The organism is Pseudomonas sp. WS 5027, from assembly GCF_012985695.1.
GTDB lineage: Bacteria > Pseudomonadota > Gammaproteobacteria > Pseudomonadales > Pseudomonadaceae > Aquipseudomonas > Aquipseudomonas hygromyciniae.
The window spans coordinates 484228-497907 of sequence record NZ_JAAQWU010000001.1; the positions used below are offsets into that span (position 1 = coordinate 484228).

The following is a 13680-nucleotide window of genomic DNA, read 5'->3' on the forward strand; positions in this document are numbered from 1 at the left end:
GCCCTGCCCAACCCGCCCAGTGATGCTTTCCGATGCTCGAACAGTACGTCAAAAAGATCCTCACCTCGCGCGTTTACGACGTTGCCGTGGAAACCCCGTTGCAGACCGCCCGCCAGCTCTCAGAGCGCCTGGGCAACAAGGTCTGGCTCAAGCGTGAAGACTTGCAGCCGGTGTTTTCCTTCAAGATTCGCGGCGCCTACAACAAGCTGACCCAACTGAGCGCCGAAGAACGCGCGCGTGGCGTGGTCACCGCCTCGGCGGGTAACCATGCCCAGGGCCTGGCCCTTGCGGCCAAGGTGCTGGGGGTCAAGGCCACGATCGTGATGCCCAAGACCACTCCGGAAATCAAGGTCGAAGGCGTACGCTCCCGTGGCGGCAAAGTGGTGCTGCATGGCGACTCCTTCCCGGAAGCGCTGGCGTACTCGCTGAAACTGGTCGACGAAAAAGGCTACGTCTACATTCACCCTTACGATGATCCGCACACCATTGCCGGGCAGGGCACCGTGGCGATGGAGATCCTGCGCCAGCACCCGGGGCCGCTGGACGCGATTTTCGTCCCGGTCGGCGGTGGTGGCCTGATCGCCGGTATCGCGGCGTACGTGAAGTACCTGCGCCCGGAGATCAAGATCATCGGCGTCGAGCCGGACGACTCCAACTGCCTGCAAGCCGCCATGGCCGCGGGCGAGCGCGTGGTACTCCCGGCCGTGGGGATCTTTGCCGATGGCGTAGCGGTGGCGCAGATCGGCCAGCACACCTTCGATATCTGCAAAGACTATGTCGATGAAGTCATCACCGTCAGCACCGATGAAATCTGCGCGGCAATCAAGGATATCTACGACGACACCCGCTCCATCACCGAGCCGGCAGGGGCTTTGGGCGTGGCCGGGATAAAGAAGTACGTGGAGACCCGTGGTGTCAGCGGCCAGACCTTTGTTGCCATTGATTCCGGGGCCAACGTCAACTTCGACCGCCTGCGCCATGTGGCCGAGCGCGCCGAGTTGGGCGAAGGCCGTGAAGCAATCATCGCCGTGACCATCCCCGAGCGCCCAGGCAGCTTCAAGGCCTTTTGCGAGGCCGTGGGCAAGCGCCAGATCACCGAATTCAACTACCGCTACCACTCCGGCAGCGAGGCGCACATTTTTGTCGGGGTGCAGACCCACCCGGAAACCGACCCGCGCAGCGCATTGATTGCCAGCCTGAGCGAGCAGGGCTTCCCGGTGCTGGACCTGACCGAGAACGAACTGGCCAAGCTGCATATCCGCCATATGGTCGGTGGGCATGCGGCACATGTCAGCAATGAAGTGGTGTTCCGTTTCGAATTCCCGGAGCGTCCGGGAGCCTTGTTCAACTTTCTTAACAAATTGGGCGGCCGCTGGAACATCTCGATGTTCCACTATCGCAACCACGGCGCAGCTGACGGCCGGGTGGTGGCGGGGCTGCAAGTGCCAGCCAACGAACGGCACCTGGTGCCGGCGGCGCTGGAAGCCATTGGCTACCCGTACTGGGATGAAAGCGACAATCCGGCCTATCAACTGTTCCTCGGTTGAGCGACTACGCTGATTGGGCGGCCTTTAAGGAATCGAGAGTATGGAATATCTGACAACCCTCAAGACTATCCACATGCTGGCAACGGTGCTGCTATTGGCCAGTGGCCTGGCCCTGGCGGTGCTGAGCTGGCGCAAGCGCGCAGCCGGGCCGGCGATTACATTGCAACGGCCATGGCTGTTTGTGTGGTTGTTGATGGGCGTAAGCCTGGTGAGCATGCCATTCACCGGCTGGTGGCTGGTGCACTTGGTCGGCTGGCCATTGGGGCAGACGTGGATCCTGGGCTCCAGTGTGATCTACACCGTCGCGGCGCTGGCCTGGTTCTGGCTGGTGGTACGCCTCAATCGCCTGCGCCTGGGCGGTACGGGCAACGCGAAGTTCACCCTGGCTCTGGCGATTGTCAGCCTGGTGGGGTTTGTGGCGATTGCCGGGTTGATGGGCGCCAAGCCGGTCTAGCGTCCGTCAAACCATTGTAGGAGCGAGCTTGCTCGCGAAAAACGTCAACGATAACGCGTACCCACGGATTAAACGTGTCGCGCTCAGGTTTTTCGCGAGCAAGCTCGCTCCTACAGGGATTTGGGTGATCAGCTGCGCAGGCTGATTACCGGCCATCCACGCTTCTGGGCCTCAGCCCGCAAATTCGCATCCGGATCCACCGCCACCGCATGAGTCACCTGCTCCAGCAGCGGCAGGTCGTTCATCGAATCGCTGTAGAAATAGCTGTTCTCCAGGCTGTACCCGGTCTCTTCCAGCCACCGATTCAAGCGCGTCACCTTGCCCTCGCGGAAACACGGCACATCCGTGCTGCGCCCGGTATAGCGGCCATCGGCTATCTCACACTCGGTGGCGATCAGGGTTTCTACCCCCAAGCGTGCGGCAATCGGCGCGGTGACAAAGCGGTTGGTGGCGGTGATGATGACCAGCGTGTCACCGGCGGCGCGGTGCTTGGCCAGCAGTTCAGCCGCCTTGGGCAGCATCAGCGGTTCGATGCAGTCGCGCATGAAGTCGCGGTGCCATTCGTCGAGTTGGGCCATCTCGGTGCTGCCGAGGATTTCCAGGCTGAAGTTCAGGTACGCGGCGTTGTCCAGCTTGCCGGCCAGGTAATCCTGGTAGAACTCGTCGTTGCGGGTCTTGTAGGCAACGGCATCGAGGATGCCGCGCTCACACAGGTAATCACCCCAGGCGTGGTCACTGTCGCCGCCCAAAAGCGTGTTGTCCAAGTCGAATAAAGCCAGGCGCATTGCGGTTACTCGCTGAAAAGTCTGTAAAAAGGCGTCCAGAATACGGTCTTTTCACAAGAGTGCACATAAGGTAAGCAGCCTCGTTGCCGCTGCAACAAGCTTTGTGGAACAATGCGGCGACATGCGTTTGCGAGGTTGTTGCCGTGATCGACCCCGATGGTTTCCGTCCAAATGTCGGGATTATTCTTACGAATGATGCCGGACAGGTGCTATGGGCTCGCCGTATCAACCAAGATGCCTGGCAGTTTCCCCAGGGCGGGATCAATCCCGACGAAACCCCTGAAGACGCCTTGTACCGCGAGTTGAACGAAGAAGTAGGCCTGGAACGCGAAGATGTGCAAATTCTCGCCTGTACCCGAGGCTGGTTGCGCTATCGTTTGCCGCAACGCCTGGTGCGTACCCACAGCCAACCACTGTGCATCGGCCAGAAGCAAAAGTGGTTTCTCCTGCGCCTGATCTCCAACGAGCAGCGGGTGCGGATGGATTTGACCGGTAAACCGGAGTTCGATGGCTGGCGCTGGGTCAGTTATTGGTATCCGTTGGGCCAGGTGGTGACATTCAAGCGCGAGGTTTATCGTCGCGCTCTCAAAGAGCTTGCCCCGCGCCTTTTAGCGCGCGACTGACGACGGAGTTCGACCCCGAGCCATGCTCAATACGCTGCGCAAGATCGTCCAGGAAGTTAACTCCGCCAAGGATCTCAAGGCGGCGTTGGGGATTATTGTGTTGCGCGTCAAGGAAGCCATGGGCAGCCAGGTCTGCTCGGTTTACCTGCTGGACCCCGAGACCAACCGTTTTGTGCTGATGGCCACGGAGGGCTTGAACAAGCGCTCCATCGGCAAGGTCAGCATGGCGCCCAATGAAGGTCTGGTGGGCCTGGTAGGGACGCGTGAAGAACCCCTGAACCTTGAAAACGCGGCCGATCACCCGCGTTATCGCTACTTTGCCGAAACCGGCGAAGAACGCTACGCCTCCTTCCTCGGCGCACCGATCATCCACCACCGCCGCGTTGTCGGCGTATTGGTCATCCAACAGAAAGAACGCCGCCAGTTCGACGAAGGGGAAGAAGCCTTCCTTGTGACCATGAGTGCGCAGTTGGCTGGGGTTATCGCCCATGCTGAAGCCACCGGTTCGATTCGTGGCCTGGGTCGCCAGGGCAAGGGCATCCAGGAGGCCAAGTTTGTCGGCGTGCCGGGTTCTCCGGGCGCGGCGGTCGGTACCGCAGTGGTCATGCTGCCCCCGGCCGACCTGGACGTGGTGCCGGACAAATCCGTCGACGACATCGACGCGGAAATCAAACTGTTCAAGACCGCCCTGGAAGGCGTGCGCGCCGACATGCGCAACCTGTCGACCAAGCTGGCCACCCAGTTGCGCCCCGAAGAACGGGCGCTGTTCGACGTGTACCAGATGATGCTCGACGACGCGTCCCTGGGCAACGAAGTCAAGACCGTGATCAAGACCGGCCAGTGGGCCCAGGGCGCGCTGCGCCAGGTGGTCACCGATCACGTCAATCGCTTTGAACTGATGGACGACGCCTACTTGCGCGAGCGCGCCTCGGATGTGCGCGACCTCGGCCGCCGTCTGCTGGCCTACCTGCAGGAAGACCGCACCACCAACCTGGTGTACCCCGACAACACCATCCTGATCAGTGAAGAACTGACCGCCACCATGCTCGGCGAAGTGCCGGAAGGCAAACTGGTGGGCCTGGTCTCGGTATTGGGTTCGGGCAACTCCCACGTGGCGATCCTGGCCCGGGCCATGGGTATCCCGACGGTAATGGGCCTGGTGGACCTGCCGTACTCCAAGGTCGACGGCATCTCGATGATCGTCGACGGGCACCGTGGCGAGGTCTTCACCAACCCCAGCGAGGTGTTGCGCAAGCAGTACGCCGAAATCGTCGAGGAGGAGCGCCAGCTGTCCCAGGGGCTCGATGCCCTGCGCGAACTGCCCTGCGTGACCCTCGACGGCCACCGTGTACCGCTGCTGGTCAACACTGGCCTGCTGGCGGACGTGGCGCGTGCTCAACAACGTGGCGCTGAAGGGGTGGGTCTGTACCGCACCGAAGTGCCGTTCATGATCAACCAACGTTTCCCGAGCGAGAAGGAGCAGCTGGCGATCTATCGCGAGCAACTGTCCGCCTTCCATCCGTTACCGGTGACGATGCGCAGCCTGGACATCGGCGGCGACAAGTCACTGTCTTATTTCCCCATCAAGGAAGACAACCCCTTCCTTGGCTGGCGCGGCATCCGCGTTACTCTCGACCATCCCGAAATTTTCCTCGTCCAGACCCGCGCCATGCTCAAGGCCAGCGAAGGCCTGAACAACCTGCGCATTCTGCTTCCGATGATCTCCGGCACCCACGAGCTGGAAGAGGCCCTGCACCTGATCCACCGGGCCTGGGGCGAAGTGCGTGATGAAGGCGCCGATGTGCCGATGCCACCGATCGGCGTAATGATCGAAATACCGGCAGCGGTATACCAGGCCAAGGAGCTGGCGCGGCAGGTGGACTTCCTGTCGGTAGGCTCCAACGACCTGACCCAATACCTGCTGGCCGTGGACCGTAACAACCCACGGGTGGCCGACCTCTACGACTACCTGCACCCGGCGGTGCTGCAAGCCCTGCAACACGTGGTGCGCGACGCCCATGCCGAAGGCAAGCCGGTGAGTATCTGCGGGGAAATGGCCGGTGATCCGGCAGCGGCGGTGCTGTTGATGGCTATGGGCTTTGATAGCCTGTCGATGAACGCCACCAACTTGCCGAAGGTCAAGTGGATGCTGCGCCAGATCAACCTGAGCAAGGCCAAGGAACTGCTGGCGGAGTTGATGACCATCGACAATCCGCAAGTTATCCACAGCTCGCTGCAATTGGCCCTGAAAAGCCTCGGGTTGGCGCGGATGATCAATCCGACCGCGACGAAAACCCTGTAGGAGCGAGCTTGCTCGCGAAAAACGTCAACGATAACGCGAGAAGCCTGAATTCCCGCGGCGTTCTCAGGTTTTTCGCGAGCAAGCTCGCTCCTACAGGTTGATGTCTACCTCGCCGAGTCGCCCACCATGGGGCCCGAAGCTACGTTCCACCATCCGCCGCCTCCCATCGGCATGCACAATCAGCGCGGTGCTCGCCCGTGTTCCGTAGGTGGGGCTGGCGATAAACACACTCGACAGCAAACTTTCCGTGGCCAGCCCGACCCCGGTATCCGGCAGCTCGGCAAACGGTGCGGTCTGCGGGTCGCTCAGAATCCCCAGCAAGGCTTCAGGGTGCGGATCGTCCAGCACTTCGTCCAGCGCGGCCTTGGCTTTGAGCAGTTTGGGCCACGGCGTGTCCAGGCCTGCATTGGATAACCCATAGATCCCGTCCATCAGTTGCTTGGGCGTCGACTCATTGGCGTTGTAATGCCACAACTCGTCCCGCGTGCCGATCAACAGGTTGAACCCGGCATATTCAATCGATCTGCCGTTAACATCGGCTAAATACTCATCAACCGGTAGCGAACCGTTGAGAAAGCGTGCCACCAGCTCGCCCCGGGACTTGCGCGCCGGTGGCTGGTGCGGATTACGGATATTGGTCAGCGCGGCAAACCGTCCATCGGCGCCGATCCCCAGCCAGGTGCCACCCGCTTCCTGGTCGCGGCCGGCATAAACCTGCGGTGCATCCGGCCACTGGGCCAGGGGCAGGCTGGGCCGGGCGTAGAATTCGTCACGGTTGGCCGCGACGATCAGCGGCTGGGCGTGGCCCGGCCTCCAGGCGAAAACTATCAGGCACATAAGGCGATCCTTTTGTGTTTTGTTCACTCTACCCATAGAACCGACGGCTATCCATCGTATCGAAGTTGGGCCAGATGCCTCCCATCCGTTAACATGCCAGGCTGCTTGGCGTGGGGGCGAACTTCTTCATTTGATCGAACTGCTGTAACGCAGGCTTAATCGCCCACCGGCATGGTCCGTGCGCAATAACGAATGATTTAACGAGGAGTCGCAATGCTGCCTTACCCGCAGATCGACCCGGTGGCCCTGGCCATCGGTCCGCTGAAAATCCACTGGTACGGGTTGATGTACCTGATCGGCATCGGCGGTGCCTGGCTGCTGGCTTCTCGGCGCCTGAACCGCTTCGACCCGACCTGGACCAAGGAGAAACTCTCCGACATGGTGTTCTGGATGTCGATGGGGGTGATCGTCGGCGGCCGCCTGGGCTATGTGCTGTTCTACGACTTGAGCGCGTACCTGGCCAACCCGACCCTGATTTTCGAGGTGTGGAAGGGCGGCATGGCGTTCCACGGCGGGTTTATCGGCGTGATGCTCGCGGCCTGGTGGTTTGGCCGGCGCAACGGCAAGTCATTCTTCCAGTTGATGGACTTCGTCGCGCCGATGGTGCCGATTGGCCTGGGTGCCGGGCGGATCGGTAACTTTATCAACGCCGAATTGTGGGGCAAGCCGACCGACGTGCCGTGGGCCATGGTGTTCCCGCCGTTCAGCGACCCGGCACAACTGCCGCGCCACCCATCGCAGCTGTACCAGTTCGCCCTGGAAGGCGTGGCGCTGTTCCTGATCCTCTATATCTTCTCGCGCAAACCGCGCCCGACCATGGCGGTTTCCGGGATGTTCGCGCTGTTCTACGGGATCTTCCGCTTTATCGTCGAGTTCGTGCGGGTGCCGGATGCGCAACTGGGCTACCTGGCGTTCGGCTGGCTGACCATGGGTCAGGTGCTGAGCATTCCGATGATACTCGCAGGCCTGGGCTTGCTCTGGTGGGCTTACAATCGCCCGCAGGCGATCAAGAACACCGCGCTATAAATTCGAACGCCGAGGCCTCTGGGCCTCGGCTTCACCGATACAGGTAATGTCATGAAGCAATATCTCGAGCTGGTTTCCCACGTCATCAACAACGGCACCAAACAGGCCAACCGTACTGGCGTGAACACCATCAGCTTCCCCGGTGCGATGTTGCGCTTTGACCTGCAGGAAGGTTTCCCGGCCATCACCACCCGTAAAATGGCCTTCAAGTCAGCGATTGGCGAGATGTGCGGCTTTTTGCGCGGGGTGAACAACGCCGCCGAATTCCGCGCCCTGGGCTGCAAGGTCTGGGACCAGAACGCTAACGAAAACGCGCAGTGGCTGGCCAACCCGTTCCGCCAGGGCGAGGATGACCTGGGCGAGATCTACGGCGTGCAATGGCGCAAGTGGCCGGCGTACAAGCAGATCCCGTTGAGCAACCAGGCTGCCATCGAGCAGACCCTGGCCCAGGGCTATCGCCAAATCGCTGAAGGCGAAGAGGACGGCCAGGCCTATGTGGTGCTGTACAAGGCCATCGACCAGATCCGCCAGTGTGTCGACACCATCATCAAGGACCCGGGCAGCCGGCGTATCCTGTTCCACGGCTGGAACTGCGCCCAGCTCGATGAAATGGCCTTGCCGCCGTGCCACCTGCTGTACCAGTTCCACCCGAATGTCGAGACCAAGGAAATTTCCCTGACCCTCTACATCCGCTCCAACGACCTGGGCCTGGGCACGCCGTTCAACCTCACCGAAGGCGCCGCGCTGCTGAGCCTGATCGGCCGCCTGACCGGCTACACGCCACGCTGGTTCACCTATTTCATCGGTGATGCGCACGTCTACGAAAACCACCTGGACATGCTCAACGAACAGCTCAAGCGCGAGCCATTCGCCGCGCCGAAGCTGGTGATCAGCGAGCGTGTGCCGGAGTTTGCCAAGACTGGGGTGTACCAGCCGGAGTGGCTGGAGTTGGTCGAGCCTGGCGACTTCTCGCTCGAAGGCTATGAGCACCATGCGCCGATGACCGCGCCGATGGCGGTCTAAGGCAAATGTGGGAGCGGGCTTGCTCGCGAAAGCAGTGTGTCAGTCGACATCTTAATTGACTGATCCGCCGCATTCGCGAGCAAGCCCGCTCCCACATTTAGTCCGTGTTCACATTAGTTAATGGCCGTGGCTTCTACCCACATGTGAATGCTCCGCCTCACTGACCGCCACACTCCCACTGACCTCCAACCGCTGCAAAATCCCACACTGGTCAATCTCCGGCCCTTCGCCACAGCGCTGGCGCAGGTCGATCAGTTGTGCCTGCAAGGCCAGCAAGCCATCAATCCGCGCCTTGACGTGATGGATATGCTCGTCAATCAGCGCATTGACGCTTTCACACTGGTCCTGGGGGCTGTCGCGCAGGCCCAGCAGGCTGCGGATTTCCTCCAGGGTCATGTCCAGGCTGCGGCAGTTGCGGATAAAAGTCAGGCGTTCGGTGTGCGCCTGGGTGTACAGCCGATAGTTGCCCTCACTGCGCGCCGGGGGCGGCAGCAGGCCTTCCTTCTCGTAATAGCGGATGGTTTCTACCGGGCAGTCGGTCAGTTTTGCCAGTTCGCCGATCTTCATCGTAGCAATCTCCAAAAGGGTGCTTGACCCTATAGTGGCTACAGGGTCTTTACTTGGCAACAGGCACCTTCACGGACGCGAGACAATGAGCGATTCCATTCACACCCCGCATAAGCATGACCACGATCACGATCATGATCACGGCGAAAAACTGCAGCCTGTGCAAAAGCACGATCATGGCGGCTCCTGCTGTTCCGGCGCGGCTGCGCCTTCTCTGGTGACGTTGACCGAAGCGCCCAGCGCCAACGCGCGCCTGAGCACATTCCGCATCGAAGCCATGGACTGCCCCACCGAGCAGACGCTGATCCAGAACAAACTGGGCAAGCTGGCCGGTGTGCAGCAACTGGAATTCAACCTGATCAACCGCATCCTCGGCGTGACCCACGACTTGCCGAGCACTGCGCCGATCATCGAGGCCATCAAATCCTTGGGCATGCAGGCTGATCCAGTCGAAGAGGGCGTGCCTGCCGCCGCGCCACCAGCCAAGAAACACTGGTGGCCGCTGGCCCTGTCCGGCGTTGGCGCCCTGGCGGCGGAGGTGATCCATTTCACCAACGCCGCACCGACCTGGGTGGTGGCTCTGGTGGCGCTGGTGTCGATCCTCAGTGGCGGCCTCACTACCTACAAAAAGGGCTGGATTGCCCTGAAGAATCTCAACCTGAACATCAATGCGCTGATGAGCATCGCCGTGACCGGTGCGATCCTGATCGGCCAGTGGCCAGAAGCGGCGATGGTGATGTTCCTGTTCACCGTGGCCGAGCTGATCGAAGCCAAGTCCCTGGACCGTGCGCGCAACGCCATCAGTGGCCTGATGCAGATGACCCCGGAACAGGCCACGGTGCGCCAGGCTGATGGTAGTTGGGTCGAACAGGAGGTCAAAGTCATTGAACTGGGCGCCATCGTACGGGTACGTCCCGGTGAGCGCATTGGCCTGGACGGTGAAGTCACCGCCGGCCAGTCCACCATCGACCAGGCGCCGATCACCGGCGAAAGCCTGCCGATCGAGAAAACCGTCGGCGATAAAGTCTTCGCCGGCACCATCAACCAGGCCGGTTCCCTGGAATACCGGGTGACCGCCGCCGCCAGCAACTCCACCCTGGCGCGCATCATCCACGCGGTGGAACAAGCCCAGGGTTCACGGGCGCCGACCCAGCGCTTTGTCGACAGCTTCTCGAAAATCTACACCCCGGCGGTGTTCCTGTTTGCCCTGGGCGTGGCGGTAATCCCGCCGCTGTTTATGGGCGGCATTTGGTTTGACTGGATCTACCGCGCCCTGGTGCTGTTGGTGGTTGCCTGCCCATGTGCGCTGGTGATTTCCACCCCGGTGACCATCGTCAGTGGCCTGGCCGCTGCCGCGCGCAAAGGCATCCTGATCAAGGGCGGCGTGTACCTGGAGGCCGGTTACAAACTGGACTACCTGGCCCTGGACAAGACCGGCACCATCACCCACGGCAAGCCGGTGCAGACCGACTACCTGACACTGTCCACCCAAGAAAACGCCCCGGCCCTGGCCGCGAGCCTGGCCGGGCGCTCCGACCACCCGGTGTCGCTGGCGATTGCCAACGCGGCTGTGGATAACAAACTGGCGCTGCTGGCTGTGGATAACTTCGAAGCCCTGGCCGGGCGCGGGGTACGTGGCGAGATCAACGGTGAGGTTTATCACCTGGGCAACCACCGCTTGGTGGAAGAACTGGGCCTGTGTTCGCCGGCCCTTGAAGAAAAACTCTTCGCCCTGGAAAAACAAGGCAAGTCCGTGGTGCTGCTGCTCGACAAATCCGGCCCGCTGGCGCTGTTCGCCGTGGCTGATACGGTCAAGGACAGCAGCCGCGAAGCCATCCAGCAGTTGCACGACCTGGGCATCAAGACCCTGATGCTCACCGGCGACAACACCCACACCGCCCAGGCGATTGCCGCCCAGGTGGGCATCGACCAGGCTCAAGGCGACCTGCTACCCACTGACAAGCTCAAGGCCATCGAGGATCTGTACGGGAAAAACCACCGGGTTGGCATGGTCGGCGACGGTATCAACGACGCCCCGGCCCTGGCCCGTGCGGAGATTGGCTTTGCCATGGCCGCCGCGGGCACCGACACCGCCATCGAAACCGCCGACGTAGCGCTGATGGACGACGATTTGCGCAAGATTCCGGCATTCATACGTTTGTCGCGACAAACGTCGAGTATCCTCAAGCAGAACATCGCCCTGGCGCTGGTGATCAAGGCGATCTTCCTGGCGGTGACCTTCCTGGGCATGGCCACCATGTGGATGGCGGTGTTCGCCGACATGGGTGTAAGCCTGCTGGTGGTGTTCAATGGTCTGCGCCTGTTGCGCAAATAGTCGATGAGAGGGTGGTGTGCTGAGTGCCGAGCTGAAGGCGTTTTACATGGTTGCCCGCCTGGGGAGCATTACCCAGGCGGCGAAAAAACTCGGCCTGAGCCAACCCACGGTGACCACCCAGATCCGCCATCTGGAAAGCCAGTACTCGGTCGAGCTGTTCTATCGCGGTGGCCGGCGCCTCACTGTCAGTGACGAGGGTGCGCGGCTGCTGCCGATGGTCAAGGCGCTGTTGCAGCAGGAAGCGGATATCGAGTTCTTCCTGCGCAACAGCGGCCAGGTCCAGGGCACTTTGCGGATCGCCGCGACGGCGCCCTATTACATCCTCGACCTGGTGAAGACCTTTCGCGAACGCTTGCCTCACGTGGAAGTGGCGGTAGAAATCGGCAATTCCCAGCAGGTGCTCGAAGCGCTGGATGATTACCGGGTGGATGTCGCCGCGTCCTCGCAACTGCTGGAAGACCCGCGCCTGATCCGTCGGGTACTGGGCAGCGACCCGTTGGTGCTGGCGGTGCATCGCAATCACCCGTTGGCCGTGCTGGAACACGTGCCACTCAGTGCGCTGGTGGGGCACACCCTGTTGATGCGCGAAGCGGGCTCCACCACCCGGCGCCTGACCGAGGAAATGCTCGATGGCGCGGGCGTGAGTTATGGGCCGCTGCTGGAGATCGGCAGCCGCGAGTCGATTCGCGAGGCGGTGCTGCGCAATATCGGCATCAGCATCATTGCCCGCCAGGAAGTGCCCCATGATCCGCAACTGCGGGTACTGACCATCGAGAATGCGCCGCAGATTCCTGAGTATCTGTACTGCCTTAAAGAGCGCAAAGGTGCGCGGTTTCCGGCGGCGTTTCTCGGGTTGGCGCAGGAAATGTCGCCGCTCTGAGATTATCGGTGGCTTTGAAATCGCCATCGCAGGCAAGCCAGCTCCCACATTTGAAGCTGCGAATACATTCAAATGTGGGAGCTGGCTTGCCTGCGATGGCGGTAGACCACACACCACATGGCTATAACCCTACCCAAATCCACCAATACCACTATCACCCGCTTTTGCCTTCCTGCCACACCAGGGACGCATTTGCTCCCTAGCATGGCCTTCATCAGTTTGATGAGGTGCCACCATGAACACAGCCCAGCTCAACCCCGGCGCGCCGATGAAGGTGCGTGGTATCCAGAAGCGCTTCGGCGCCTTTACTGCCCTGGACCATGTGTCCCTGGACGTCGCCGCCGGTGAGCTGGTGTGCCTGCTTGGCCCTTCGGGCTGCGGCAAGACCACCTTGCTGCGCTGCATCGCCGGCCTGGAGCGCCAGGACAGCGGCGAGTTGTACCTGGGTGATCGCGATGTTTCCCTACTGGCACCCCAGGCGCGGGACTACGGCATTCTGTTCCAGTCCTACGCGCTGTTTCCCAACCTCAGCGTCGAGGCCAATATCGGCTACGGCCTGACCGGCAGCGGCCGCGATGAAGTGCGCAAGCGCGTGGCGCAGATGCTGGAACTGGTCGGCCTGACCGGCAGCGAAAAGAAATACCCCGGCCAATTGTCTGGCGGTCAGCAGCAACGGGTCGCCCTGGCCCGTGCCCTGGCGCCGGCCCCGTCGCTGCTGCTGCTGGACGAACCCATGTCAGCCCTCGACGCCCGGGTGCGCGAGCACCTGTGTACCGAACTGCGCCAACTGCAACGCCGCCTGGGCATCACCACCTTGATGGTCACCCACAACCAGGACGAGGCCATGCTGATGGCCGACCGCATCGCCGTGATGAACAACGGCAAGGTCGAGCAGTACGCCACCCCCCAGGAAATCTACGACCGCCCGGCCACGCCGTTCGTGGCCGAGTTTGTCGGCCAGGGCAACTGGCTGCCGTTCAGCCGCAACAGCGCCAGCCACGCCCAGGTCGGCGGGATGAACGTGCGCCTGGCAGAAGACAGCGGCAAGGCCGCCTCGGGCCGCCTGTTCTGCCGGCCGGAAGCAATCAGCGTCAACCCGCCGGTACACGAAGAAAACCTGTTTCCGGCCAAGGTTCGCGAGATCACATTCCTTGGTAACCGTTGCCGCATGAGCTTTGAACTGGACCAGTTGCCCGGCCATCCGCTGCTCGCCGAACTGGCGCCGGAAGCCATGCCGCGCCTGGGCGCCCAGGATATCTGGGTCGCGCTGCCGCCGCGCAGTCTGCAGGTGTTTGCCTGAG

12 protein-coding genes are annotated in these 13680 nt (G+C 61.7%); 9 read left to right on the top strand and 3 right to left on the bottom strand.

Annotated elements, in window-relative coordinates; translation table 11 throughout:
- Positions 1-32 precede the first annotated feature (32 nt).
- Positions 33-1547, top strand: coding sequence for a threonine ammonia-lyase, biosynthetic (gene ilvA / locus HBO09_RS02235; protein ID WP_169954967.1), 1515 nt, complete (start codon positions 33-35; stop codon positions 1545-1547).
- 40 nt (positions 1548-1587) lie between these two features.
- Positions 1588-2001, top strand: a complete 414-nt coding sequence (locus HBO09_RS02240; protein WP_169991330.1) for a DUF2269 family protein — start codon at positions 1588-1590, stop codon at positions 1999-2001.
- A gap of 128 nt (positions 2002-2129) precedes the next feature.
- On the opposite strand, the gene HBO09_RS02245 is transcribed toward HBO09_RS02240, so the two are convergent.
- Positions 2130-2786 carry an HAD family hydrolase gene (locus HBO09_RS02245; RefSeq protein ID WP_169991332.1) on the bottom strand — a complete coding sequence of 219 codons (657 nt, stop codon included), beginning with the start codon at positions 2784-2786 and terminating at the stop codon, positions 2130-2132.
- Positions 2787-2929: 143 nt separating this feature from the next.
- On the opposite strand from HBO09_RS02245, the gene HBO09_RS02250 reads away from it, so the two are divergent.
- Both HBO09_RS02250 and ptsP read left to right on the top strand, forming a co-directional pair.
- On the top strand, positions 2930-3409 hold the full coding sequence (locus HBO09_RS02250; protein ID WP_003176750.1) for an RNA pyrophosphohydrolase: 480 nt from the start codon (positions 2930-2932) through the stop codon (positions 3407-3409).
- 22 nt (positions 3410-3431) lie between these two features.
- Positions 3432-5711 carry a phosphoenolpyruvate--protein phosphotransferase gene (gene ptsP / locus HBO09_RS02255; protein ID WP_169991335.1) on the top strand — a complete coding sequence of 760 codons (2280 nt, stop codon included), beginning with the start codon at positions 3432-3434 and terminating at the stop codon, positions 5709-5711.
- Between the two features lie 90 nt (positions 5712-5801).
- Here ptsP and HBO09_RS02260 read toward each other — a convergent pair whose 3' ends face one another.
- A complete protein-coding gene (locus tag HBO09_RS02260; protein WP_169991338.1) occupies positions 5802-6548 on the bottom strand; it encodes an NRDE family protein in 747 nt (248 codons plus the stop codon).
- Between the two features lie 213 nt (positions 6549-6761).
- Between HBO09_RS02260 and lgt the strand changes: the two genes are divergently transcribed.
- Positions 6762-7574: a prolipoprotein diacylglyceryl transferase gene (gene lgt / locus HBO09_RS02265; protein WP_169991341.1), complete on the top strand. Its 813-nt coding sequence runs from the start codon at positions 6762-6764 to the stop codon at positions 7572-7574.
- Positions 7575-7625: 51 nt separating this feature from the next.
- The gene (locus HBO09_RS02270; RefSeq protein ID WP_169991344.1) at positions 7626-8597 is read left to right on the top strand and encodes a thymidylate synthase; all 972 of its coding nucleotides are present in this window, start codon (positions 7626-7628) and stop codon (positions 8595-8597) included.
- Positions 8598-8714: 117 nt separating this feature from the next.
- Here HBO09_RS02270 and cadR read toward each other — a convergent pair whose 3' ends face one another.
- Complete coding sequence (gene cadR / locus HBO09_RS02275) at positions 8715-9164, bottom strand: Cd(II)/Pb(II)-responsive transcriptional regulator (RefSeq protein ID WP_169991347.1); 450 nt, start codon at positions 9162-9164, stop codon at positions 8715-8717.
- Positions 9165-9249: 85 nt separating this feature from the next.
- Here cadR and HBO09_RS02280 point away from each other — a divergent pair, with 85 nt between their 5' ends.
- The 3 genes from HBO09_RS02280 (at position 9250) to HBO09_RS02290 (ending at position 13679) form a co-directional block, all read left to right on the top strand.
- The gene (locus HBO09_RS02280; RefSeq protein ID WP_169991349.1) at positions 9250-11499 is read left to right on the top strand and encodes a heavy metal translocating P-type ATPase; all 2250 of its coding nucleotides are present in this window, start codon (positions 9250-9252) and stop codon (positions 11497-11499) included.
- Positions 11500-11515: 16 nt separating this feature from the next.
- The gene (locus HBO09_RS02285; RefSeq protein WP_169991353.1) at positions 11516-12379 is read left to right on the top strand and encodes a LysR family transcriptional regulator; all 864 of its coding nucleotides are present in this window, start codon (positions 11516-11518) and stop codon (positions 12377-12379) included.
- Positions 12380-12614: 235 nt separating this feature from the next.
- The gene (locus HBO09_RS02290) at positions 12615-13679 is read left to right on the top strand and encodes a putative 2-aminoethylphosphonate ABC transporter ATP-binding protein (protein ID WP_029289373.1); all 1065 of its coding nucleotides are present in this window, start codon (positions 12615-12617) and stop codon (positions 13677-13679) included.
- The last annotated feature ends 1 nt before the right edge of the window (position 13680 follow it).